The sequence below is a fragment of the Claveliimonas bilis genome (assembly GCF_030296775.1).
Lineage (GTDB): Bacteria > Bacillota > Clostridia > Lachnospirales > Lachnospiraceae > Claveliimonas > Claveliimonas bilis.
The window spans coordinates 3055188-3078030 of sequence record NZ_AP027742.1 but is presented as its reverse complement, the minus strand read 5'-3'; the positions used below and the strand labels follow the sequence as shown (position 1 = coordinate 3078030).

The 22843-nt window shown below is 45.3% G+C and carries 18 protein-coding genes, 1 tRNA gene, 3 rRNA genes and 1 pseudogene; 22 read left to right on the top strand and 1 reads right to left on the bottom strand.

Annotated features, from left to right (window positions below):
* Positions 1 to 4 precede the first annotated feature (4 nt).
* From R2J37_RS14930 to R2J37_RS14900, 7 genes are all read left to right on the top strand, one after another.
* On the top strand, positions 5 to 1240 hold the full coding sequence (locus R2J37_RS14930; RefSeq protein ID WP_316265843.1) for a DUF5711 family protein: 1236 nt from the start codon (positions 5 to 7) through the stop codon (positions 1238 to 1240).
* 9 nt (positions 1241 to 1249) lie between these two features.
* Positions 1250 to 2164: a CvpA family protein gene (locus R2J37_RS14925; protein ID WP_230104961.1), complete on the top strand. Its 915-nt coding sequence runs from the start codon at positions 1250 to 1252 to the stop codon at positions 2162 to 2164.
* Between the two features lie 500 nt (positions 2165 to 2664).
* Positions 2665 to 4199 (top strand): 16S ribosomal RNA (locus R2J37_RS14920).
* A gap of 70 nt (positions 4200 to 4269) precedes the next feature.
* A 5S ribosomal RNA gene (gene rrf / locus R2J37_RS14915) occupies positions 4270 to 4387 on the top strand.
* A gap of 510 nt (positions 4388 to 4897) precedes the next feature.
* Positions 4898 to 7785, top strand: a 23S ribosomal RNA gene (locus R2J37_RS14910).
* Together the 16S, 23S and 5S rRNA genes form the textbook arrangement of a ribosomal RNA operon.
* 154 nt (positions 7786 to 7939) lie before the next feature.
* Entirely contained in the window at positions 7940 to 8404 is a 465-nt protein-coding gene (locus R2J37_RS14905; protein WP_316265841.1) for a cupin domain-containing protein, read from the top strand.
* Positions 8405 to 8446: 42 nt separating this feature from the next.
* Positions 8447 to 8519: transfer RNA gene (locus R2J37_RS14900), tRNA-Asn, on the top strand.
* 505 nt (positions 8520 to 9024) lie between these two features.
* Here the strand turns inward: R2J37_RS14900 and R2J37_RS14895 are convergent.
* On the bottom strand, positions 9025 to 9411 hold the full coding sequence (locus tag R2J37_RS14895; protein ID WP_316267062.1) for a MerR family transcriptional regulator: 387 nt from the start codon (positions 9409 to 9411) through the stop codon (positions 9025 to 9027).
* A 173-nt stretch (positions 9412 to 9584) separates the two neighbouring features.
* On the opposite strand from R2J37_RS14895, the gene R2J37_RS14890 reads away from it, so the two are divergent.
* The 15 genes and pseudogenes from R2J37_RS14890 (at position 9585) to R2J37_RS14815 (ending at position 22791) form a co-directional block, all read left to right on the top strand.
* The gene (locus R2J37_RS14890; protein WP_316265839.1) at positions 9585 to 9926 is read left to right on the top strand and encodes an EFR1 family ferrodoxin; all 342 of its coding nucleotides are present in this window, start codon (positions 9585 to 9587) and stop codon (positions 9924 to 9926) included.
* 4 nt (positions 9927 to 9930) lie between these two features.
* Positions 9931 to 10242 (top strand): 4Fe-4S binding protein, encoded by a 312-nt coding sequence (locus tag R2J37_RS14885; RefSeq protein ID WP_316265837.1) that lies wholly within the window; start codon positions 9931 to 9933, stop codon positions 10240 to 10242.
* Between the two features lie 12 nt (positions 10243 to 10254).
* Positions 10255 to 11082, top strand: a complete 828-nt coding sequence (locus R2J37_RS14880) for an oxidoreductase (RefSeq protein ID WP_316265836.1) — start codon at positions 10255 to 10257, stop codon at positions 11080 to 11082.
* 31 nt (positions 11083 to 11113) lie between these two features.
* Entirely contained in the window at positions 11114 to 12259 is a 1146-nt protein-coding gene (locus R2J37_RS14875) for an iron-containing alcohol dehydrogenase (RefSeq protein WP_316265835.1), read from the top strand.
* Positions 12260 to 12478: 219 nt separating this feature from the next.
* Positions 12479 to 13039, top strand: a complete 561-nt coding sequence (locus tag R2J37_RS14870; RefSeq protein ID WP_316265834.1) for a dihydrofolate reductase family protein — start codon at positions 12479 to 12481, stop codon at positions 13037 to 13039.
* Positions 13040 to 13181: 142 nt separating this feature from the next.
* Positions 13182 to 13776: pseudogene (locus R2J37_RS14865) on the top strand (flavodoxin).
* Positions 13777 to 14048: 272 nt separating this feature from the next.
* Entirely contained in the window at positions 14049 to 14672 is a 624-nt protein-coding gene (locus tag R2J37_RS14855; protein ID WP_230104966.1) for a DUF6088 family protein, read from the top strand.
* Positions 14659 to 15567, top strand: a complete 909-nt coding sequence (locus R2J37_RS14850) for a nucleotidyl transferase AbiEii/AbiGii toxin family protein (RefSeq protein WP_230104967.1) — start codon at positions 14659 to 14661, stop codon at positions 15565 to 15567. Before R2J37_RS14855 ends, R2J37_RS14850 begins: the two co-directional genes overlap by 14 nt.
* 19 nt (positions 15568 to 15586) lie before the next feature.
* Complete coding sequence (locus R2J37_RS14845) at positions 15587 to 18673, top strand: TOTE conflict system archaeo-eukaryotic primase domain-containing protein (protein WP_316265827.1); 3087 nt, start codon at positions 15587 to 15589, stop codon at positions 18671 to 18673.
* Positions 18674 to 18687: 14 nt separating this feature from the next.
* A complete protein-coding gene (locus tag R2J37_RS14840) occupies positions 18688 to 18999 on the top strand; it encodes a flavodoxin (protein ID WP_316265825.1) in 312 nt (103 codons plus the stop codon).
* A 28-nt stretch (positions 19000 to 19027) separates the two neighbouring features.
* Positions 19028 to 19711, top strand: coding sequence for a flavodoxin (locus R2J37_RS14835; RefSeq protein ID WP_316265823.1), 684 nt, complete (start codon positions 19028 to 19030; stop codon positions 19709 to 19711).
* Positions 19712 to 19759: 48 nt separating this feature from the next.
* The gene (locus R2J37_RS14830; RefSeq protein ID WP_230104971.1) at positions 19760 to 20461 is read left to right on the top strand and encodes a DUF4405 domain-containing protein; all 702 of its coding nucleotides are present in this window, start codon (positions 19760 to 19762) and stop codon (positions 20459 to 20461) included.
* Positions 20451 to 21494 carry an FAD:protein FMN transferase gene (locus tag R2J37_RS14825; protein ID WP_316265821.1) on the top strand — a complete coding sequence of 348 codons (1044 nt, stop codon included), beginning with the start codon at positions 20451 to 20453 and terminating at the stop codon, positions 21492 to 21494. Before R2J37_RS14830 ends, R2J37_RS14825 begins: the two co-directional genes overlap by 11 nt.
* Before the next feature lie 101 nt (positions 21495 to 21595).
* Positions 21596 to 21940, top strand: coding sequence for a winged helix-turn-helix transcriptional regulator (locus R2J37_RS14820; RefSeq protein WP_230104973.1), 345 nt, complete (start codon positions 21596 to 21598; stop codon positions 21938 to 21940).
* Positions 21940 to 22791, top strand: coding sequence for an arginase family protein (locus tag R2J37_RS14815; protein WP_316265818.1), 852 nt, complete (start codon positions 21940 to 21942; stop codon positions 22789 to 22791). Before R2J37_RS14820 ends, R2J37_RS14815 begins: the two co-directional genes overlap by 1 nt.
* Positions 22792 to 22843: the final 52 nt, after the last annotated feature.

Genomic DNA, 22843 nt, shown 5'->3' with positions numbered 1-22843 from the left:
ATTTATGAAGCTAAGGAAAAAAAGTAAACTCCAGGGAGAGCAGGAAAAGGAACAGACACAGAAGATGCCGACAGAGGGCATGGAGGATTACTCTATAGAGGAGCTGGAAGAGCAGATCAAAAGCCATAAGACGAAAATGCGCCGGCGAACGATCATCGGCACAGCGGCAGTTATACTGGCTTTGATCGGGGTGTATCTGGTTATTCAGCTCCAGACATATACATCGGTAAGAACAATTGATGTTTATCGTTCGGAAAATTCGGGGAACAGCAGTTACAAAGAATTTGCCGACGGAGTGCTTAAATACAGCCGGGATGGAATATCTTTTCTCAATAGAAAAGGAGAGGAAGAGTGGAATCAGTCTTATCAGATTCAAAATCCGGTTATTACTGTTTACGGAGAATCGGCAGCAGTTGCGGACAAAGGCGGAAACAGTATTGAAGTATTTACAAAAGAAGGTTTAAAGGGAGAAATAGAGACTACGCGGCCCATAGAGAAAATCGCAGTATCTTCCCAGGGTATTGTGGCGGCTATTTTGAAAGATGATGCTTCGCCGCAGATTATATGTTATGATGCGGCGGGAAATGTGCTTGCAGAATTGTCGGCGTCTCTGACGGGAACCGGATATCCTCTCAACATCAGTTTGTCGGATGACGGAACAATCCTTCTGGTATCTTATCTTGTGATCCAGAATGGAAAAGCATCGACAAATGTATATTACTATAATTTCGGAGAAGGAGGAAAGGAAGCTGATAATTATGAAATTGTGACGGATAATTATGAAGATATGACAGCTCCTTCCGCTTTTTTCCTTGATCAGGAAACGTCTGTGATTGTAGGAAATAATCGATTGCTGATCTATAAAGGGAAGGAAAGGCCTAAACTGGCTCAGACAGTAGAGCTGGAGAAAGAAATAAAAAGCGTATTTTACAGCACAAGATATATAGGACTTATACTGAAAAATGAAGGAGAAGAAGGGAATGAACTCTGTCTTTACAATAAAAACGGAAAGAAGGTCCTCTCCGAAAATTTCAGTGGAGATTATTCCAACGTAAAAATATGCGGCAGTCAGGTTATTATGTATGAAGGGAAAAAGTGCAGCGTTTTTACAAGAAACGGAATCAAAAAATTTGACGGAGAACTGAATGAGACAATACAGGAAATGTTCCCGATCCTGGGCGTTAATAAATACATTGTGATGAATGCAAACGGAATGGAAGTGGTTCGGTTTGTAAAATAAGGAGAGCTTATGAATTGGATAGTGATTACAACAGGGATCATTTTTTTGATCTGCATTGTAGTAGGAATTTACAGAGGAGCAGTCAAAATAGCAGTATCTTTGGCAGCGACTATCGTAACTTTTGTGCTGGTATTTTTCCTCACGCCCTATGTGAGCGAAGGGATTATAAGTATGACTCCGCTGGATACTATGATTGAGGATCAGGCGGTAAGCGCCATTGGTGGTATGTTTTCATCGGGAGACGAGGAAAATACCGGCTCTATGATGACGGAGGAGAATATCAGAAGAGCGTTGAATGCAGCGGGCATTACAGAAGAACAGCTGAATGCGGCGGGCATTACAATACAGGATATTATTAATGGGAATATATCGGATGAAGAGTTGGCGGAGTACGGAATTTCCAGCAGCCTTCTTTCCGGGCTGCGCTCTGGAGGCGAGGAGGGTGAAAGCTTGCTGGAAGAAGCGGAAATACCAAAGGATGCACAAGTGGCGGCGATAGAAGGGGCGGATATTCCGGAAATATTTAAATCACTTCTGCTTACAAATAATAATGAAGATATATATGAAAAGCTGGGCGCAGATACTTTTGTGCAGTATATAGCAAAAGCAGCGGCAAAACTGATCATTAATATTCTGGCATTTATTCTTACCTTTATTATTATTACGATTATACTTCGCGCCGTTATTTTTGCATTGGACATTATAGCGAATTTGCCGGTGCTCGGATTGATCAACCGCCTTGCCGGGGGGATTCTCGGTGCGGGAGGGGCGCTGATCATCGTGTGGGTTTTGTTTATGTTTGTCACGTTTCTTTATACGACGTCTTTCGGAAAGGAAGCTTACACAGCAATTCAGAATAATGGAATCCTAAGAGTTATATATGAATTTAATCCGATCATGAAACTTGCGGTCACTCTAAGATAGTGGCCGCAAGTTTGTATTATTCAATAGAAATCTGCCGTTAAAGCGGCCGCGCTCGGCGCGAGAGTTCCGCTTGCGGAACTCTTTGCTCTGTAGGCTTCGAGCAGAGGAAATAAAGAAAAATAAAAAAGTAAAAGAAAAATAGAAAAAAAGGTTGACTTTGAAAAATAGAAGTGATATTATATCAAAGCTGTCGCGTGAGACGGCGCAAAACAACTTCATCTCATCTCTTCTTCTTTCTGATTCGGGAGAATACGGAAAAAGAAAAAATGAAAAAAGTTGTTGACAAACATCAAGCGACATGATAAACTATAGAAGTTGTCGCTGATGAGCGAAACAAGCAGAAAGCACCTTGATAACTGAACAATAGACAACGACCCTGAAAATTTCTAAGAGAAATATTCAGAACGGAAATCAGGCAGAAATCGAGAGATGGAAGCCTGGTGCCAACAGTAAATAACGGGATAGGAAAGCTAGTAGTTTTCCTGACCGAGAGAGAACTTTTTAACGAGAGTTTGATCCTGGCTCAGGATGAACGCTGGCGGCGTGCTTAACACATGCAAGTCGAGCGAAGCACCTACTTTGGATTTCTTCGGAATGACGAGGTTTGTGACTGAGCGGCGGACGGGTGAGTAACGCGTGGGCAACCTGCCTCACACAGGGGGATAACAGTTAGAAATGACTGCTAATACCGCATAAGACCACGAAACCGCATGGTTTTGAGGTAAAAACTCCGGTGGTGTGAGATGGGCCCGCGTCTGATTAGGTAGTTGGTGCGGTAACGGCGCACCAAGCCGACGATCAGTAGCCGACCTGAGAGGGTGACCGGCCACATTGGGACTGAGACACGGCCCAAACTCCTACGGGAGGCAGCAGTGGGGAATATTGCACAATGGGGGAAACCCTGATGCAGCGACGCCGCGTGAAGGATGAAGTATTTCGGTATGTAAACTTCTATCAGCAGGGAAGAAAATGACGGTACCTGACTAAGAAGCCCCGGCTAACTACGTGCCAGCAGCCGCGGTAATACGTAGGGGGCAAGCGTTATCCGGATTTACTGGGTGTAAAGGGAGCGTAGACGGCATTGCAAGTCTGGAGTGAAAACCCGGGGCTCAACCCCGGGATTGCTTTGGAAACTGTGGAGCTGGAGTACCGGAGAGGCAAGTGGAATTCCTAGTGTAGCGGTGAAATGCGTAGATATTAGGAGGAACACCAGTGGCGAAGGCGGCTTGCTGGACGGTAACTGACGTTGAGGCTCGAAAGCGTGGGGAGCAAACAGGATTAGATACCCTGGTAGTCCACGCCGTAAACGATGACTACTAGGTGTCGGTAAGCAAAGCTTATCGGTGCCGCAGCTAACGCAATAAGTAGTCCACCTGGGGAGTACGTTCGCAAGAATGAAACTCAAAGGAATTGACGGGGACCCGCACAAGCGGTGGAGCATGTGGTTTAATTCGAAGCAACGCGAAGAACCTTACCTGGCCTTGACATCCGAGTGACCGGTGAGTAATGTCACCTTCCCTTCGGGGCAATCGAGACAGGTGGTGCATGGTTGTCGTCAGCTCGTGTCGTGAGATGTTGGGTTAAGTCCCGCAACGAGCGCAACCCTTACCTTCAGTAGCCAGCAAGTAAAGTTGGGGACTCTGGAGGGACTGCCAGGGACAACCTGGAGGAAGGTGGGGATGACGTCAAATCATCATGCCCCTTATGGCCAGGGCTACACACGTGCTACAATGGCGTAAACAAAGAGAGGCGAGGCTGTGAAGCGGAGCAAATCTCAAAAATAACGTCTCAGTTCGGATTGTAGTCTGCAACTCGACTACATGAAGCTGGAATCGCTAGTAATCGCGAATCAGAATGTCGCGGTGAATACGTTCCCGGGTCTTGTACACACCGCCCGTCACACCATGGGAGTTGGTAACGCCCGAAGTCAGTGACCCAACCTTTTAGGAGGGAGCTGCCGAAGGCGGGACCAGTAACTGGGGTGAAGTCGTAACAAGGTAGCCGTATCGGAAGGTGCGGCTGGATCACCTCCTTTCTAGGGAAAAGAAGTAGGGAGTTGTTGTCTATTGTTGAGTGATCAAGCTGTCAAAAGCTGATGACTTAATTCTGGTGGCGATGCGCCTGGGGGAAACACCCGTACCCATCCCGAACACGATGGTTAAGACCCGGGCGGCCGATGGTACTGCACTGGAGACGGTGTGGGAGAGTAGGTGGCCGCCAGATTAAAAAAGAAAAGAAGGCAGAACCGCTGCCGAAAAGAAAATTTATCATAGATACAGGCAAGGATGAGCAACAACTTATCGCCGCCAACCCGATCAGCAGGGCAGTGCTGTTATGATAACTGGTTTTACCAGTGATTAGAGAGCTGAAAAGAAGTTCAGGTTTCTAATGACTGATAAAACATCAGTCAGATATGTACCTTGAAAACCGCATACGAGAAATAGATAAGATGAAATATCTTAACAAGACATCCGAGGTAATTGTTATGAACAGGAAACTGTTGTGATGATTACAACACTTTGAAGAAAACAAAGTAAAAAAATTGGCCGAAAGAACCAACACATGTAACGCTATACATGTGAGCCGTAGTATTGAAAGCCCCTCGAGAATTAAAATTCTCTCGGTGACATTTGCTTTGCAAATATCACTGCCGAAACAGGATCTTTCTTTAGAAAGCAAGCTTTCACGAAAGATCAGTCCCGTCAGGATGCTTTCAAAACTATTTGGCAAGTTGGTTATGCAGAAAAGAGCACAGGGTGGATGCCTTGGCACTAAGAGCCGATGAAAGACGTGATAAGCTGCGAAAAGCTTCGGGGAGGAGCAAATATCCAATGATCCGGAGATATCTGAATGGGGAAACCCGGCGGAGAAAAGCTCCGTCAGCGTATGGTGAATCCATAGCCATGCGTGGGGAACCCGGTGAACTGAAACATCTAAGTAGCCGGAGGAAGAGAAAGAAACATCGATTTCCAAAGTAGCGGCGAGCGAAATGGAAAGAGCCCAAACCAGCGTGCGTGCATGCTGGGGTTCGGACCGCACAATTGATTCAACAAGTCTAGCAGAATGGTTTTGGGAAAGCCAGCCAGAGAGGGTGAAAGCCCCGTAAGCGAAAGATAAGTTGACAAGGCGGGATCCAGAGTACTACGAGACACGTGGAACCTTGTAGGAAGGAGCGGGGACCACCCCGTAAGGCTAAATACTCCTTAGTGACCGATAGCGCATAGTACTGTGAAGGAAAGGTGAAAAGGACCCCGGGAGGGGAGTGAAAGAGAACCTGAAACCCTGTGTTTACAAGCTGTGGAAGGACTATATAGGTCCGACCGCGTACTTTTTGTAGAACGGTCCGGCGAGTTACGCTGGCTGGCGAGGTTAAGTCCTTAAGGGATGGAGCCGAAGGGAAACCAAGTCTTAATAGGGCGATGAGTCAGTCGGAGTAGACCCGAAACCGGGTGATCTATCCATGTCCAGGTTGAAGTTGCCGTAAAAGGCAATGGAGGACCGAACCCACATCCGTTGAAAAGGGTGGGGATGAGGTGTGGATAGGGGAGAAATTCCAATCGAACCCGGAGATAGCTGGTTCTCCTCGAAATAGCTTTAGGGCTAGCCTCACACAAGTCTTACGGAGGTAGAGCACTGAATTTCCTAGGGGGCGTCAAAGCTTACCGAAGAATATCAAACTCCGAATGCCGTGTAGATGGTGTGTGGGAGTCAGACTGTACGAGATAAGTTGGACAGTCGAAAGGGAAAGAGCCCAGACCTGCAGCTAAGGTCCCAAAGTGTGTGTTAAGTGGAAAAGGATGTGGGATTTCAAAGACAACCAGGATGTTGGCTTAGAAGCAGCCATACATTAAAAGAGTGCGTAATAGCTCACTGGTCGAGAGGTCCTGCGCCGAAAATGTCCGGGGCTGAAACACACCACCGAAGCTCGGGAATTGATCTGATCAATTGGTAGAGGAGCATTGCATACGGGAAGAAGCAGTACCGGAAGGAGCTGTGGACTGTATGGAAGAGAGAATGCCGGAATGAGTAGCGAGAGGAAGGTGAGAATCCTTCCGGCCGAATATCCAAGGTTTCCAGAGTAAAGCTGATCTGCTCTGGGTAAGTCGGGACCTAAGGCGAGGCCGAGAGGCGTAGCCGATGGACAACAGGTTGAGATTCCTGTACTACGATATGACAGAACTGTGGGGACGCAGAAAGAGAGCACTACCGGGAATGGAGAGACCGGGGCAAGCGAGGTAGGAGGCAGGTAGGCAAATCCGCCTGCCAATCTGAAGACGTGATGCATACCGAACTAAGAGTAGGGAAATGTGTGAGCTGGCTGCCAAGAAAAGCCGCTATTGTTCATATCGTACCCGTACCGTAAACCGACACAGGTAGATGAGGAGAGAATCCTAAGGCCGACGGGAGAAGCATTGTTAAGGAACTCGGCAAAATGACTCCGTAACTTCGGGAGAAGGAGTGCCTGGGAGACCAGGCCGCAGAGAATTGGCCCAAGCAACTGTTTAGCAAAAACACAGGTCTATGCGAAACCGAAAGGTGAGGTATATGGGCTGACGCCTGCCCGGTGCTGGAAGGTTAAGGGGAGAGGTTAGCGCAAGCGAAGCTTTGAACTTAAGCCCCAGTAAACGGCGGCCGTAACTATAACGGTCCTAAGGTAGCGAAATTCCTTGTCGGGTAAGTTCCGACCCGCACGAAAGGCGTAATGATTTGGGCACTGTCTCGACAATGCACCCGGTGAAATTGAAATACCAGTGAAGATGCTGGTTACCTGCGCCAGGACGGAAAGACCCCATGGAGCTTTACTCCAGCTTGATACTGGGATTCGGTATTGCATGTACAGGATAGGTGGGAGGCTAGGAAGAGAAGACGCCAGTCTTTTTGGAGCCGCTGTTGGGATACCACCCTTGCAGTGCTGGGTTTCTAACCTGCAGCCGTGATCCGGCTGGGGGACAATGTCAGGTGGGGAGTTTGACTGGGGCGGTCGCCTCCGAAAGGGTATCGGAGGCGCTCAAAGGTTCCCTCAGAATGGTCGGAAACCATTCGAAGAGTGCAAAGGCAGAAGGGAGCTTGACTGCGACACCGACGGGTGGAGCAGGTACGAAAGTAGGACTTAGTGATCCGGTGGTATAAAGTGGGATTGCCATCGCTCAACGGATAAAAGCTACCCTGGGGATAACAGGCTTATCACTCCCAAGAGTTCACATCGACGGAGTGGTTTGGCACCTCGATGTCGGCTCATCGCATCCTGGGGCTGAAGTAGGTCCCAAGGGTTGGGCTGTTCGCCCATTAAAGCGGTACGCGAGCTGGGTTCAGAACGTCGTGAGACAGTTCGGTCCCTATCCGGCGTGGGCGTAGGATATTTGAGAGGAGCTGTCCTTAGTACGAGAGGACCGGGATGGACTGGCCGCTGGTGTATCTGTTGGCTTACCAAGGCCATGGCAGAGTAGCCAAGCCGGGAAGGGATAAACGCTGAAGGCATCTAAGCGTGAAGCCCCCCTCAAGATGAGATATCCCTACGAAAGTAGTAAGACCCCTTGAAGACGACGAGGTAGATAGGGCAGAGGTGGAAGTGTGGTAACACATGGAGCTGACTGTTACTAATCGGTCGAGGGCATAACCAAGGAAGGTTCAAAAAGGCTGGAAGATGGATAGATTTCTTGTATGTGGTTTTGAAGGTACATAATAAAGACCAGAATGTAGTTGTTAAAGACTATATTCTGTTTTTTTTACCGGAAAGTTCAAAGTACTTTTTTGTTTTACAGGAAATGAAGAATCATGAAAAAAGAATCTCTGCATGAAATCAATCAATATGAAGATAAAATGTTTCCGATCGGAATGTATGTGGCAACAAGGGACAGCATTATCCCGCCGGGAAGAGGATACAGAGACTTTCACTGGCATGAGGAACTGCAGATTACATTGGTACTCCGGGGCGAATTAACAATCCGTATACATACAGAAGATTATATATTGGAAAAGGGAGAAGCAGTCTTCTTTAACCGTAATTTACTTCATGCAATTACCTGGTTATCAGAAGATGGAAAATATGTAAGCATTAATTTTCCGGATTGCCTCCTTGGATTTTTCCCGGGCAGCCGTATGGAACAGGAAGCTGTGATTCCTTATATCGGAGGAGATGCTTTTAAGGCAGTTAAATTACGGAGAAAAAACAACTGGCAGCGAGAGTCTATTTTGAAAATTTTGCCGGCACCTCTTGAAAAAAGAAAGCATTTGTGGTAAATTATTTTTGTTGTCAAAGTGTAGGCAACAAAAATAGAATATTCCTCCTTAGCTCAGTCGGTAGAGCACTCGGCTGTTAACCGAGTTGTCGTTGGTTCGAGTCCAACAGGGGGAGCTTGTAAAGCCCGTAAACTTAACGTTTGCGGGTTTTATTTATTTCCGCGGGCAACGAGCCAGGCGGACATGCTTGCATGTCCATTTGGCGACTGCCGCGAGAGTCAAAGACCATCGGGGGCTTTGACTTTGCAACATGCCCCTCGGGGCAAAATAGATCGTCTGCTGAAAAAAGATCATCCGGAGATCCAGAGGTCGGCAGTTATTCCATATCGTAACAAATTGAATCGGATGAAGGAGCAGTAAGATATAAAAGCGCTCCTTGATCTATGTGACGATATCACGGTTTTAAAGGAGAATTATCAGCCGAGCATATATGTAGAGCGAAATAGGTATTTAGCGGAACATTTCGGCCGGGCAATCATCGTGTATGACGGCAGGGAAAAAGGTGCAACAGTGAATATGACAGTCAGCCAATTAAGGCTGGCTGTTTTTTCTGCTTGTTTTGTGAGGAGACAAAGAAGAGTATTCTAAATTATTCAGGAGTATCTTCTCTTTACCATTAATCATTCAAGAGGAATCAAATTACTTATGTAAGGTCGTTTTCCGGAAAGGACCTCATCGTAAAATCCCTGTTTCCAGTCGATATAGGCCATACTTTCCTCCAGTTCCTTAATGGAAGCGCGCAGCGCATTCTGCTTTTTAGTCAGCATCTCCTTTCGCAGAGGAATGGTAGACGCCCCCTGAAGGCACAGATCCAAATATTCTTTCATTTCCTGAATGCTCATACCGCATTTCTTCAGGCAAACAAGATCTTTAATCCATTTGACATCCCGTTCATCAAATACGCGGCGGTTATTTCCGTCGCGTTTTACATTGGGAACTAACCCTTCATTACAATAATATTTTAAAGTCTGATATGTCATGTCTGTTTCGCGGCAGACCTGCATCATGGTATACAATAAAACATCCTCCTGTTCACAAAATTTTCAAAAAATTTTTCTTGAAAATATATTGACCGGTTGTTACTACCGGATAATATAATCGGTTGTATGAACCGATAGTTCCAATCGGATTATAACATGAATGAAACTGAGGTGCAAGAAAAGCAGAAGGGAGAGGAGTCATGGTATTTTATTTTACCGGCACGGGAAACAGTCTGTATATTGCAAAACAACTGGACGAAAATCCGGTCAGTATTCCCCAGGCAATCCATCAGAAATCTTTAGAATTTACATCCGACAGGATTGGCGTAGTTGCCCCTGTTTATGGGCATGAAGTTCCGGATATGGTAAAGGAATTTCTGAAAGCGGCTCGCTTTCATACGGATTACTTTTATATGATCCTGACTTACGGGAACCGTCATGGAGGGGCAGCTGGCTGCAATCCTTCGAGACCTGAACGCCGGAAAAAGAATGATCTCACAAGTGACAGAAAACGACCGGGCCGTGCACCGGGAATTTGTTGATCGTATGAGTCAAAGTCCGGCGGATCTATGGCAGTATCTTTTGAAGATAAAAGAAAACTGTATTGGCTGCGGGATCTGTGAAAAGGTATGCCCTACAGCGTCTATTCACGTGACAGACGGCAAAGCTGTTTATATCCCGGGCAGCTGCCGGACTTGTCTGGCCTGTGCACATGCCTGTCCCCAGAAGGCAATAGGGCTGGCTGTACCTGAGAAAAATCCCCGGGTACGTTACCGAAATGAGAATATTTCATTACGGGAGATTATTGAGTCAAATTCACAGGTCCGGAATGAAAACCGGGAGACTGTAAATAAATAGGAGGGAAATAAGATGCAGAAAGTTTGGATGGTGACAGGGAGCTCTTCCGGATTAGGAAAAAGCTTTGTAAAAGCGATTGCAGAGCAAGGAGATTTTGTTGCCGCTGCCACCCGCAGCAAAGAGGCGCTGCAGGAATTGGAAAATCTGTATCCGGGACAGATCCTGCCGATTAAGCTGGATGTGACGGATAAGGAACAGATCAAACGGGCAGTAGAAACGGTTATCAATACGAAAGGCCGTATTGACGGACTGATCAACAATGCCGGGTACGGATACCGGGCAGCAGTGGAGGAAGGGCAGGAAAAGGATGTGGATCTTTTGTTTCAGACCAATTTCTTCGGACCGGTTTCTCTGATCAAAGAAGTGCTGCCTTATATGCGGGGGATGAAGAGCGGCTCCATCGTCAATATTTCATCCATTGCAGCAGTAAATACCTTTCCGGGATCCGGATATTATGGAGCATCGAAATGTGCTCTGGAAGGAATGTCCAGCGCTCTTCAGAAGGAGACAGAGCCTCTTGGAATTAAGGTAATGGTGGTAGAACCGGGAGCATTCCGTACCAATTTCAGCGGACGTTCCCTGAAACAGACAGAGCTTCAGATCAGTGATTATGATGCCACAGCAGGGCTTAGAAGAATTGAGAATGATCACAGCCACGGCACACAATGCGGAGATCCGGACAAAGGGGCCAAACTGGTACTGGAAGCGATCCAGCCTGAGAATCCGCCCTTTAAATTTATACTTGGAGGCGATGCGTGGGAAGTTTACAGACAGAGGGAGCAGATGCAGAATGAGGAAATGCGGCCCTGGCTTGAAAAAAGCAGACAAACAACATTTTAATGATCATTTATAAGAAAGAGAGGTACTTATTATGAACAACTTTACTTTTACCTATCCTACAAAAGTTTATTTTGGAGAAGGAGCTGCAGCGGACGCGCTTAAGCAGGAACTTCCTAAGGTTGGAAAAACGGTTATGCTGGCTTACGGAGGCGGCTCACTGAAAAAGAGCGGCGTCTATGACGAATTGAAAGACATTCTTGAGCAGGCGGGAAAAGAAGTGGTGGATTTTTCCGGCATTATGCCGAATCCTACCTATGCTAAAGTACAGGAAGGCGCAGCGCTTGCAAGAGAACGCCATGTAGACTTTATTTTAGCTGCAGGCGGAGGCAGTGTCGTTGACTGCTGTAAAGTCATTTCTGTCCAGGCTATGGCAGAGGAAGATATCTGGGACATGGAATACGGAAAAGGACAATTTCCGACAGAGGGAATCCCTATGGGAGCCGTTGTGACAGCTTCCGGAACCGGGGCAGAGATGAACTACGGCGCAGTCATCACTTATGAAGAAAAAATGTGGAAAGGTCCTATTGTAGGCTCCTTTGCTTCTTTTGCTATCCTTGATCCTGCCTATACCGCAACGGTTCCGGCAATGCAGGTACTTTCCGGTGCTTTCGATACTTTAAGTCATGCAATGGAAACATATTTGGGAAATTCAGATACAGATAATGTGTCTGATGATGTGGCGCTTTCTATTATGAGAAATACAGTTGTCAATATGCGCCGCCTTCTTGTAAATGTGAACGACATGCAGGCAAGAGGAAACCTGATGTGGGATTCTGCTATGGCAGAGAACGGTATTTTGAAAGTGGGACGTCTTACTGATTTCCAGGCTCACCAGATGGAACATCAGCTTGGCGCTTATACAGACTGTAATCACGGACAGGGGCTGGCTGTCATTCATCCGGCATACTACCGCCACATTCTGAAAGACGCAGAAGCAAAATTTACCCGGTTTGCAAAAGAAGTTTTTGGAAAAGACAATGCAGAGTCTGGATTGGAGGCTTTGACGGCATTTATCGAGGAATGCGGTCTGCCTACAAAGATGGGACAATTAAAATCTAAAGTGGAAATCACGCCGGATATACTTCGCAAGGTGGCAGATACGTGCAATATCATCAAATCAGGCCCAAGAGAACTTAGCAGGGACGAAGTTTATGAAATTTTGACGGAGTGTCTGTAAGGAGGGCAATTATGAAGCGTAAAAAGGGGTGGATTATGGGAGCTGTGGTCATAGCGGTCATTGTATTCTGATCGTGCGGCTGAGGTTTATGAAGATGTAGATTATCATGTTATTGACGGGGCGGGCCACGGATTCAGCGGCAACGCCTTTGATGAAGCCGTAAGATATGTTTTCGACTATTTACAGCAAATCGAAATTATCTGAGAAAGGAGAAAGTCTATGAATCGTCCTTATACGATTTGTCACATTCTTAGTGCATTAGACGGTAAGATCACGGGAGAGTTTATGGAAATGGAGAGCGCCCGATCCGTCAGTGAGGAGTATGGCCGCATCCGCACAGAATATCAGGCGGACGCATGGCTTCATGGAACCATAACGACAAAGGAATTTACAGGATGGCGGAAACCGGAACCTGATTTTGGAACAGAGGTTCCTGACGGTGATTTTGTTGCGGAAAAGCAGGCTCCCCTCTACTATGTTTCTGTTGACGTGCAGGGGGAAATCGGCTGGGAATCCGGTACTTTCCACAAAGCGGGCAGACCAGACGCCCATGTAATCGAAGTCCTGACGGAGAAGACACCGGCAGCTTATCGAGCCTATCTTCGCAAACATGGCGTGTCTTACATTTTGGCAGGTTCCGAAGGGTTGGACAGCAAATTGGCCGTGGAGAAATTACATCAGTTATTTGGAATCAACAGGCTGCTGATCTGTGGCGGAGGTACGGTCAACTGGACGTTCCTGCAGCAGGGAGTAGTGGATGAACTAAGGCACCGGTTGTAGATGGAAATCCGGATTCGGTTACAGTGTTTGAAAGATCACCGTTGCTCCCTGCCGGCGGCCCGGCGGTTTTTCAGTTAAAAAATATAGAACGGCTAAGAGGCGATGGTGTCCGGCTGGTATATACGGTAAGGAAGGTGATACGATGAAAACAAGAAAAACGCTTTTATTGCTTGTGTTAGCAGTGGTTTTCAGTATTGTACTGGCAGCCTGCGGAAACAGCAGTCCCTCCACAGAATCATCTTCTGCGGCTGGCGAAGAACCGGGAACCGCAGAAACCAATACAAATGGCGGAAATATTTTGATTGCCTACTTCTCCCATACGGGAAATACCGAAGAAGTTGCCGGACAGATTGCCGACCTGACCGGAGGAACGCTTGCGGAAATTCAGAGGGCAGAAGAATATGGAGATTTGCAGGAAGAAGCAGAAGCGGAAATTTTAGAGGGTGTCCATCCCGAAATTACAGTCAGTGTAGATAATGTAGAGGACTATGACACGATTTTTGTGGGCTATCTGGTGGGGCATCGCGGCATGGCCCGTGGATTCGTTTGTCGAGGCCAATGATTTTACCGGGAAGACGGTGATCCCCTTCTGCACATCGGCAAGCTCCGGTCTGGGCGACAGCGGCGCGCTTCTGGCGGAGATGGCAGGAACAGGTGACTGGCAGGAGGGCATGAGATTCCGGTCAGGAGCGGATGAAGCGGATGTTCAGGAATGGGTGAGCGGACTGGGATTGTAAATATTGAGAACAGAATAGTCAGAAATGCGGGCGGGGTGCATGTGTATCCTGCCTTTTTATGTGCCATTTAAAGTGCCAAAAGGTATTTTTAAAAGGTACTTTGAATTTCTAAAACTGTGTTTAATAGGACATTAATAGGACAATATGTCCTGTTAAACAGTGATGTAGATGGAAACAATATGAATAAATCAGATGCGATTGACAAAGAAAATAATTTCAAGTATACTAACAATAAGTAAGCAAATAATTTACTTATCGAAAGGAAAGCGGTTATGTTATATGAATATTTGAAAGAAAATTATATTCCAGGAGAACCTATTTTTACCGGAGATATTGATATCCCAGGGATGACAGAAGAAAATCTTAGATATCATTTAAAAAAACTTACTGACAGTGGAACCATATGCCGATTCGAACCGGGAGTATACTATTTCCCTAAAACGGATATTTTCGGTGAGCGAATGTCTTTGTCCCCGGATACAGTAGCTGTTCATAAGTATATCTTGCGCAGGGGAAAGCGGGTGGGTTACTATTCCGGCTATACATTGGCAAACCGCATGGGATTATCCACGCAGGTTCCGCTTACTCAGGAGATAAGCAGCAATTTTGCTCCGGCATTGGTAAGGAAAATAACGATTAAAAACAGGCAATACCTTATCAGAAGACCAGTGGTGGAGGTGACGAAAGAAAATGCACCGGTGCTGCAGTTTTTGGATTGTCTGAAGGATATTGAAAAATGCACAGAGATGGAGCCGGAAAAATGCGGAAGGATTTTGACAGAATATGCCAGAAAAAATGCTATTACAAAGAAAAAAATCGATAGGTTTATTGCAAATTATCCGATTAAGATATATAAAGCAATATATGAAACGGAGGTGGAGTATGTATCTTCATAAGGATAGAGAAATGTTTAAGGATATGGTGGAACAGACTGCTGAGCAAAGCGGAAGAACACCTATAGTAGTAGAAAAGGATTACTATGTTACACTGATCCTAAAATTATTGTCAGAGCAGCTTGATCTGTGTGTTTTCAAGGGAGGGACGTCTTTATCCAAAGGATATCATATAATCAATCGTTTTTCTGAAGATATTGATATTACTTTCAAAGAGCATATAGGAGAGAGTAGAAGGAAAAAACTTAAGAATGTTGTTTTAAAAGGAATAAGCGAAGAACTGGAAATGCCGATTGCAAACTGGAATGAAACCCAAAGCGACAGGGACTATAACGCTTATTTCTTTTCATATACTTCTGTATTTGAACTGGAAGATGAAAGACTGCCGCAGTATATAAAACTGGAAACTGCATTGGGGTCGTATGCATTTCCGACACAGTCGTTAGAGATACATAATTATATTGGGGATTATCTGGAAAAGCGAAATCGAATAGATCTGGCAAAACAATTTTCTCTTGACAGATTTTCAATGAATTTACAGTCGTTGGAAAGGACTTATATTGATAAGATTTTTGCTCTTTGCGATTATTATATGCAGGGGAAATCAAAACGGTATTCGCGTCATTTGTATGATGTCTATAAACTTACTCCGCTCATTGATTTTGATAATAAGTTTGTCTCATTAGTCAAAGAGGTCAGGGAGCATCGGGCTCAAATGACTGTATGTCCATCCGCAAAAGAAGGAGTAGATGTATCTGCCATTATTACAGAGTTTTGTGATAATTCCTTTTATGAAGAAGATTATCAGTCTATCACCAGTTATTTTACAGAAGACTTTGTGTCTTATGAGGATACCATTAAGAATATGAGAAAAATTATACAGGACATTTCTTTTTAGAAATCAAACAGGTAAAAATATGGATAATAAAGATAAGATTATTCGGGAACAGAGAGAAGAAATCCGTTTATTAAATGAAGAAATTAAGTGCCTTCAGTTACTTTTGTCCCAAGCAGGTATTCCCTATGGAAAAGGTATTCAGGAAAAGGAAAGACCGGCTGCTCTGCAGAAGGATTCTGTCATGAGTGAAACGGAAACAGTCAGGGAGCAATTTATCATCCCGGAAATGATCACTCAGAAGCACGCCCAGTATTTCTATTCTTTTTTCAAAGGACGGAAAGATGTATACAGTAAAAGAGCAGGAAAGCCGAATCCTAAGACCGGGAAAACAGGATATTATACGCAATGCTGGAATTACTGGAAGCCGGGTATTTGTCCGAAATATGAAAAAAAGAAAATAAAATGTGCGGACTGCCCGGAACAGCATTACAAAGAGCTTACAGGCAAAGTGATCATGCAGCATTTGATAGGTGCAAGAGAAGATTGTTCGGACGTGATAGGCGTCTACCCTATGCTGCCTGATGAGACTTGCAATTTCCTTGTATTTGATTTTGATAATCATGATGATACTACGAATGGGGATGATTATGCCAATACAGATGAACTCTGGAGGGAAGAAGTAAATGCTCTGCGCGAGATTTGCAGGATTTATGGAGTGGGTATCCTGACAGAGCGTTCTCGTTCTGGAAAAGGAGCGCATATCTGGATGTTTTTTCAGGAACCTGTTCCGGCGAGAACAGCAAGGCTTTTTGGCACTGCACTTCTGACAAAAGGAGCGGAGTCTGTAAATCAAAAGAGCTTTCGGACATACGACAGGATGCTCCCGGCTCAGGATCATATGCCTGTGGGCGGACTTGGAAATCTGATCGCGCTTCCTTTACAGGGACAGGCATTAAAAAAGGGAAACGGTGCATTTATAGATCAGGATTGGAATGTATATCCGAATCAGTGGCAGCAGTTACAGAACGTAAAGAAACTGTCGAAAGAATTTATTGATAAGAAGATAAATGAATGGGCGGAAGATGGAGTCTTAGGCGCGCTCTCAGATCTTGAAAATATGGACAAAGAGGAAAATGGAGAGGTATCAGAAGATAATGTGGAAAACCTGCAAAAAGCAGCGTTGAACGGTCATAGTCAGCAGACTGCAAGTCAGAAATCTGGCAAGAAGTCAAAGCCCTGGAAGAAGAGAAAACTTCAGTTTTATCCGGAAGATGTTTCCGGACAGATTCAACTTGTCCTTGCAAATGGAATATACATTGAAAAGGAAAATCTTCAGCCAAGGATGCAGAACACCTTACGTCGTATGGCTGCGTATAGCAATCCTCAATATTATAAAAATCACGCGATGGGGTTCTCTAACAGAGATAACCCGAGGATTGTGGCATGTTTTGAAGAGTTTGATGATTACATCCGCATTCCACGAGGCCTCAGGGAAATCCTGTCAGAAAAGCTGAAGGAAGCAGGAATCCCGTATGAGGTCAGTGATGAGAGACAAAAAGGAAAGAGTATCTGTGTGGATTTTTCTGCGGAACTTTATCCGGAGCAAAGAAAAGCGTCAGAACAAATGCTGCGGTATGAAAATGGAATCCTGCATGCAGCGACCGCCTTTGGAAAAACAGCAGTAGGTGCATATCTGATTGCAGCAAGAAAGATGAATACTCTTATATTGGTACATAATAAGGAAATTATGAATAACTGGGTGGAAGATCTTCAGAAATTCCTTGATATTAACGAAGAACCGCCTGAGTACACGACGCCGAAGGGGCGTGTGAAACGGAGAAAAAGTGTGATCGGAACCCGCTATGCAGGACATGATTCCATGACAGGGATTATTGATGTGGTGATGATATCACCTCTTGGAAAACCTGGAAATATTGATACAGTTGTGAAGGATTATGGAATGGTACTCATAGATGAATGTCATCACTGTGCATCGGATACCGCAGAGGCAGTAGTGAAAGAAGTCTCTGCCAGATATGTTTATGGCCTGACCGCAACTCCCAAACGGGATGACGGACAGGAACAAAAAATATTTATGCAGATCGGACCAGTCAGATACCGTTTCAGCGCAAAAGATAAAGTGAAACTTCAGGGAATTGCGCATTATGTATATCCGAGATTTACAAGGCTGATCAATACTACAGGACAGGACTGGAAGATCAATGAAGCATATGCCGCAGTGCGCGGCAGTGATGTGAGAAACAGGCAAATTATATCTGATGTAGAAGAATGTCTGAGGCAAGGCAGGACTCCACTCGTTTTGACAAAATTCAGAGATCATGCAGATATATTGCTTGCTATGCTCCGGGATAAGGCGGATCATATATTCCTGCTTAAAGGCGGCAGAAGCAGAAAGGAAAACGAGCAGATCCGTGAGAATATGAAAAATGTTCCGGTAAATGAATCAATGGTTCTTGTTGCCATCGGACAATATATCGGAGAAGGTTTTAACTACCCAAGGCTAGACACAATGATGCTGACAACTCCCATTGCCTGGCAGGGGAATGTGGAGCAGTATTCCGGAAGACTACACAGGGATTATGAAGGCAAACGGAAGGTCATCATATATGACTATGTGGATGCGCATATCCGTGTATTGGATAAAATGTATTATAAAAGACTGAGAGTATATAAGAAGATCGGATATGAGATCGTTATGAATGAGGCAGAGAAAAAGCAGGAGACTAATGCCATATTTGACAGCGAATCCTATACGTCTGTATTTGAAAGAGATGTGGCGCAAGCCGATACGGAGATTGTGATTTCCAGCCCTGGAATCGGTGTAAAGGGGGTACACAGAATTTTAAAAACTTTGGAAGAACGACATGATAGCGGTGTGAAGATCACACTACTGACGCTGTCGGCGGACAATTACCCACAACAGCGAATTGAAAAGACGAAAGGACTGATTACCGAACTGATAGAATCGGGAGTGACTGTGCTGGAGAAGACGGGGATGCATGAACATTTTGCTTTGATTGACAGAGAAATCGTCTGGTATGGAAGTGTGAATCTGCTGTCTAATGCAAAGGAAGAAGATGGTTTGATGAGAGTGAAGAGTAGAGAGATTGCTCAGGAACTGCTGGAGATTGGGTTCCTGGAATAACTATTCTGGGGAATGTGGAAACACAAAACACACTTTTGTATACCGTTAAGCTCAGTAAAATCAAGGGCTGGGGAAAACGACCTCCGGTTTCCTATCCGATTTGGTGGGATGAAGCTCCGGCTATGATTGCGACTTTTCTTGCAGAGAACGATTTTTCAGGTAAGACGATCATCCCCTTCTGCACCAGCGCCAGCGATGACATTGACAACAGTCTCCATATTTTCAGTGAGCTTTGCCCGGATGCAGAGATTGCAGAGGGACTTACCGCAAATGATCTGAATGATATTGAGCCGTGGATTCAGGAGCTTGGAAATCTGTTGACATAGATAACAAATAGTAAAGGAGTATTTTATCATGAAAAAATTAGCAGCATTTATTCTTTCTTCCACTTTGGTTCTTTCTCTAACTGCCTGCAGTAGTGATCAGCAGGAGCAGACTGGAAACGGAGGAGCGGATACGTCGAATACATCAGATACAGCAGCACAGCCTGCATTAGACGGGAATATTCTGATCGCTTATTTTTCTGTTCCTGAGACAGACGGAACCGATACAGTTGCAGGAGCAAGCCGTGTTGTTGTTGACGGAGAAGTTCTGGGAAATAATCAGTATATTGCACAGCTTATCCAGCAGGAAGCAGGAGGAGATCTCTTCCGCATTGAGACGGTACAGGAATATCCCGGCACACATGATGAACTGCTGGATTTTGCTTATAACGAGCTCTCTGAGAACGCAAGGCCTGAACTGTCCTCGCAGATTGAGAATTTAGATGATTACGATGTGATCTTTCTGGGTTATCCTAACTGGAATGCTGATCTTCCTATGCCTTTGTATACCTTCCTGGAAGAATATGATTTCAGCAGAAAGACTATCATTCCATTTACGGCACATGGGGGAAGCGGATTTTCCGGAACCATTCAGACGATCCAGGAACTCCAGCCTGAAGCAACGGTAATAGAAGATGGTCTGGAAATCTCCCGAAACAGTGTACCGGATGCCCAGAGCGATGTGGCAGACTGGGTTGCAGGGCTGAAGGGATAAAACGACTGCTGACAGGCCAAGAGAGGATTTTTCAAAAGGAGAAACACCATGAACCCTAAAATGATCGTCAAAATCTCTGTTGATTTTGTTATGACAATTCTGCTCCTGTTTTTGATGGGAAGACAGATTACAGGAGAGTCTGCTCACGAATGGCTGGGAGCGGGAATATTTATCCTCTGGATCATACACCATATTTTGAATTTTAAGTGGCACAGACATTTGGCGAAAGGGAAATATACCCCTTTCCGTGTGATACAGGTGGTCGTAAATCTGCTGCTTTTACTCGCTATGATCGGAACAATGGTAAGCGCGGTGATCTTGTCCAGAGAAGTTTTTGCGTTTTTACCTATTTCAGGCGGTATTGCACTGGCTCGGCCTATGCACATTCTATGCGTTTTCTGGGCATTTGTTCTGATGGCGCTGCATCTTGGGCTCCACTGGAATATGATCCTTGGAATGATACGGAAAGCATGCGGCCCGGTTTCATCAAAGCCGGTCAAAGGGATCCTTCGCGTAGCAGGTGCGGTGATCGCTGTTTACGGACTTTATGCTTTTGTAAAAAATCAATTTCTTTCCTATATGTTTTTGACTGCGCACTTTGTGTTCTTTGATTTTGAACGGCCCCTTCCTTTGTTTTTTACGGAATACATTGCCATTATGGGATTGTTTGTATTCCTGGCTCACTATGGAGCAAAAGGGATTCAAACATGCACGGCAAGGAGGAGGAAACAGCAGCAGGATGAGAAATAAACGGTTTCTTTCATTTTCGGCGCTTACAGCGGCATTTTCTCTATGCCTTTCAGGGTGTGCCGGCTCGCAGGAAGCATCTGTGCAGGAGCATACGGCTGAATTGTTTGCCATGGGAACTTATATGAATTTTACAGCTTATGGAGAGCAGGCAGACGCGGCACTGGATGAAGCGGTCTCGCATGTAGAAGAGTGGGAATCTTTGTGGTCCGTTACTGACGAAAACAGTGAGATTTATGCCGCAAATCACAGTCACGGGCGGCCTGTGCCTCTTAGCACGGAAACAGAAAATTTACTCCGCTTTGCGCTGGAAATGTCCGGACAGACACAAGGAGCCCTTGATCCTACCATTTATCCCCTTGTAAGTGCCTGGGGATTTATTGACCAGGAATATCGGATCCCCTCGGATGAAGAAATACAGGAATTGCTTTCGCTTACCGGATATGAAAAAGTTGCGCTGGAAAACCATGCGGTTACATTGCCGGAAGGAATGCAGCTGGATCTGGGGGCGGCGGGAAAAGGATATACCGGGGAACTTCTTGCCGATCATCTGAAAGAGCAGGGTGTTACTTCAGCGCTTCTGGATATCGGAGGAAATATCCAGATGGTAGGACCAAAGCCGGATGGGACAAAATGGAGGCTTGGCATCAGAAATCCTTTTGAAGATGGGAGCTTTGGGACTTTAGAGGCACAGGACTGCGCGGTTGTGACTTCCGGAGGATATGAACGTTATTTTACCGGTGGAGACGGAACCACTTACTGGCATATTCTGGACCCTGCAACCGGGCGGCCTGCTGACAGTGATCTGGCTTCTGTAACGATCATTGGAGACAGCGGGGTACTTTGCGACGCCCTTTCCACGGCTATCTTTGTTATGGGGCTGGAGGAAGGAATACAGTGCTGGGAGACCTATGGCGGATTTGATATGCTGCTTATGACATTGGACGGAGAAATCTACCTGACAGAAGGGATAGAAGAAAATTTTACTCCGGAAGAAGAATTTTCCGAACAAACGATCCATGTGATGGAAGCGTGAAATTGACTCTTTTTATTACTGATATTATAATCATAGCAAGAATAAGATAAAAGACAAGTACACATATTAAAGTGTGATACTTGCTAAAAGGAGAGTGTAAAATGAGCAAACGCTGCATATCAGATGAAAGTCTTGGCTCAACCGGATTCAGTTATACGTTATCTCTGATCAACGGAAAATACAAAATGACGATTCTGTACACTTTAATGGAATTTGGCGTAGTGCGGTTTAATGAGATGAAAAAATATATTGGCGGAATCTCTTATAAGACTTTAAGCTCTACACTAAAGGAACTGGAAGCAGACAAACTTGTCCACCGGGAGGAATATCCCCAGATTCCTCCCAAAGTGGAGTACAGCCTGACAGAAAGGGGAAAATCACTTATCCCTATCCTGGACGGCATGTGTGAATGGGGAGATAAAAATCGTCTGAAGGAGGAAGACTGATGAAAACGATTCGATTACTTTATCCTGACTATTTAAGCGGAGGACTGGAAACTTACTATTTCGGTGCTAATCTGATGGCGCATATTCTTCCGGAGAATAAAAACCAGCCGCTTTTTAAAGTGGCTGTTGCTCCGCCCGATGGGAAAGAACGCCAGGTAACGGACGGGATATATGCCAAAGAGGAGGTGACAGCGGGAATCCGCAGCGCCATGGAGATCCTTGAGCAGGAGAAGCCTGATAAGATCATTACCATTGGTGGAAACTGCATCGTATCCCAGGCGTCATTTGATTATCTCCATGGTCTTTACGATAATTTGGGAATCATCTGGATTGATGCGCACCCTGATGTGTCCCAGGTGAAGGATGAGTATCCCAATGCCCACGCTATGGTTCTGGGTTCTCTTATGGGATCCGGAGATCCTGCTCTTTCCGGACTGATGAAGAACAGAAAGTTTCAGGCGGATGAAATTTTGTATGTGGGACTTCAGGGACTTCACGATTATCAGGAACAGTTTTTACGGAATGCGAAAGTCAATTTTAAAGTTCAGACGGAAGAATTTGTTTCCGAGAAAGAAATTTTAGAATTTACAGAGCGTTTTGATCATATCCTGGTTCATCTGGACATTGATGTGCTGGATCCGGGGCTTTTCCATTCCACCTACTTTGCAAACGGAGAGCTGGTGGGGGACGGAAGCGGTGGAGGAAGAATGACAGTGGAAGATCTTTCCGGCATTCTGAAGCTTATAACAGGAAAAGCAGATGTTGTGGGCTTTACCGTTGCAGAATATCTTCCCTTTGATGAACACAGGCTGCATAAAATGTTTTCTTCTTTGGAGTTGTTTACACGCTAAACGATATATCTTCTTAATAAAGGCTCTGCAAAACTTTACAGGAGTTTTGCAG

Excerpts from the sequence above, each read along its gene's own strand:
- R2J37_RS14930 (WP_316265843.1), top strand. The coding sequence starts at position 5 with ATGAAGCTAAGGAAAAAAAGTAAACTCCAGGGAGAGCAGGAAAAGGAA.
- R2J37_RS14925 (WP_230104961.1), top strand. The coding sequence starts at position 1,250 with ATGAATTGGATAGTGATTACAACAGGGATCATTTTTTTGATCTGCATT.
- R2J37_RS14905 (WP_316265841.1), top strand. The coding sequence starts at position 7,940 with ATGAAAAAAGAATCTCTGCATGAAATCAATCAATATGAAGATAAAATG.
- R2J37_RS14895 (WP_316267062.1), bottom strand. The coding sequence starts at position 9,411 with ATGATGCAGGTCTGCCGCGAAACAGACATGACATATCAGACTTTAAAA.
- R2J37_RS14890 (WP_316265839.1), top strand. The coding sequence starts at position 9,585 with ATGGTATTTTATTTTACCGGCACGGGAAACAGTCTGTATATTGCAAAA.
- R2J37_RS14885 (WP_316265837.1), top strand. The coding sequence starts at position 9,931 with ATGAGTCAAAGTCCGGCGGATCTATGGCAGTATCTTTTGAAGATAAAA.
- R2J37_RS14880 (WP_316265836.1), top strand. The coding sequence starts at position 10,255 with ATGCAGAAAGTTTGGATGGTGACAGGGAGCTCTTCCGGATTAGGAAAA.
- R2J37_RS14875 (WP_316265835.1), top strand. The coding sequence starts at position 11,114 with ATGAACAACTTTACTTTTACCTATCCTACAAAAGTTTATTTTGGAGAA.
- R2J37_RS14870 (WP_316265834.1), top strand. The coding sequence starts at position 12,479 with ATGAATCGTCCTTATACGATTTGTCACATTCTTAGTGCATTAGACGGT.
- R2J37_RS14855 (WP_230104966.1), top strand. The coding sequence starts at position 14,049 with ATGTTATATGAATATTTGAAAGAAAATTATATTCCAGGAGAACCTATT.
- R2J37_RS14850 (WP_230104967.1), top strand. The coding sequence starts at position 14,659 with ATGTATCTTCATAAGGATAGAGAAATGTTTAAGGATATGGTGGAACAG.
- R2J37_RS14845 (WP_316265827.1), top strand. The coding sequence starts at position 15,587 with ATGGATAATAAAGATAAGATTATTCGGGAACAGAGAGAAGAAATCCGT.
- R2J37_RS14835 (WP_316265823.1), top strand. The coding sequence starts at position 19,028 with ATGAAAAAATTAGCAGCATTTATTCTTTCTTCCACTTTGGTTCTTTCT.
- R2J37_RS14830 (WP_230104971.1), top strand. The coding sequence starts at position 19,760 with ATGAACCCTAAAATGATCGTCAAAATCTCTGTTGATTTTGTTATGACA.
- R2J37_RS14825 (WP_316265821.1), top strand. The coding sequence starts at position 20,451 with ATGAGAAATAAACGGTTTCTTTCATTTTCGGCGCTTACAGCGGCATTT.
- R2J37_RS14820 (WP_230104973.1), top strand. The coding sequence starts at position 21,596 with ATGAGCAAACGCTGCATATCAGATGAAAGTCTTGGCTCAACCGGATTC.
- R2J37_RS14815 (WP_316265818.1), top strand. The coding sequence starts at position 21,940 with ATGAAAACGATTCGATTACTTTATCCTGACTATTTAAGCGGAGGACTG.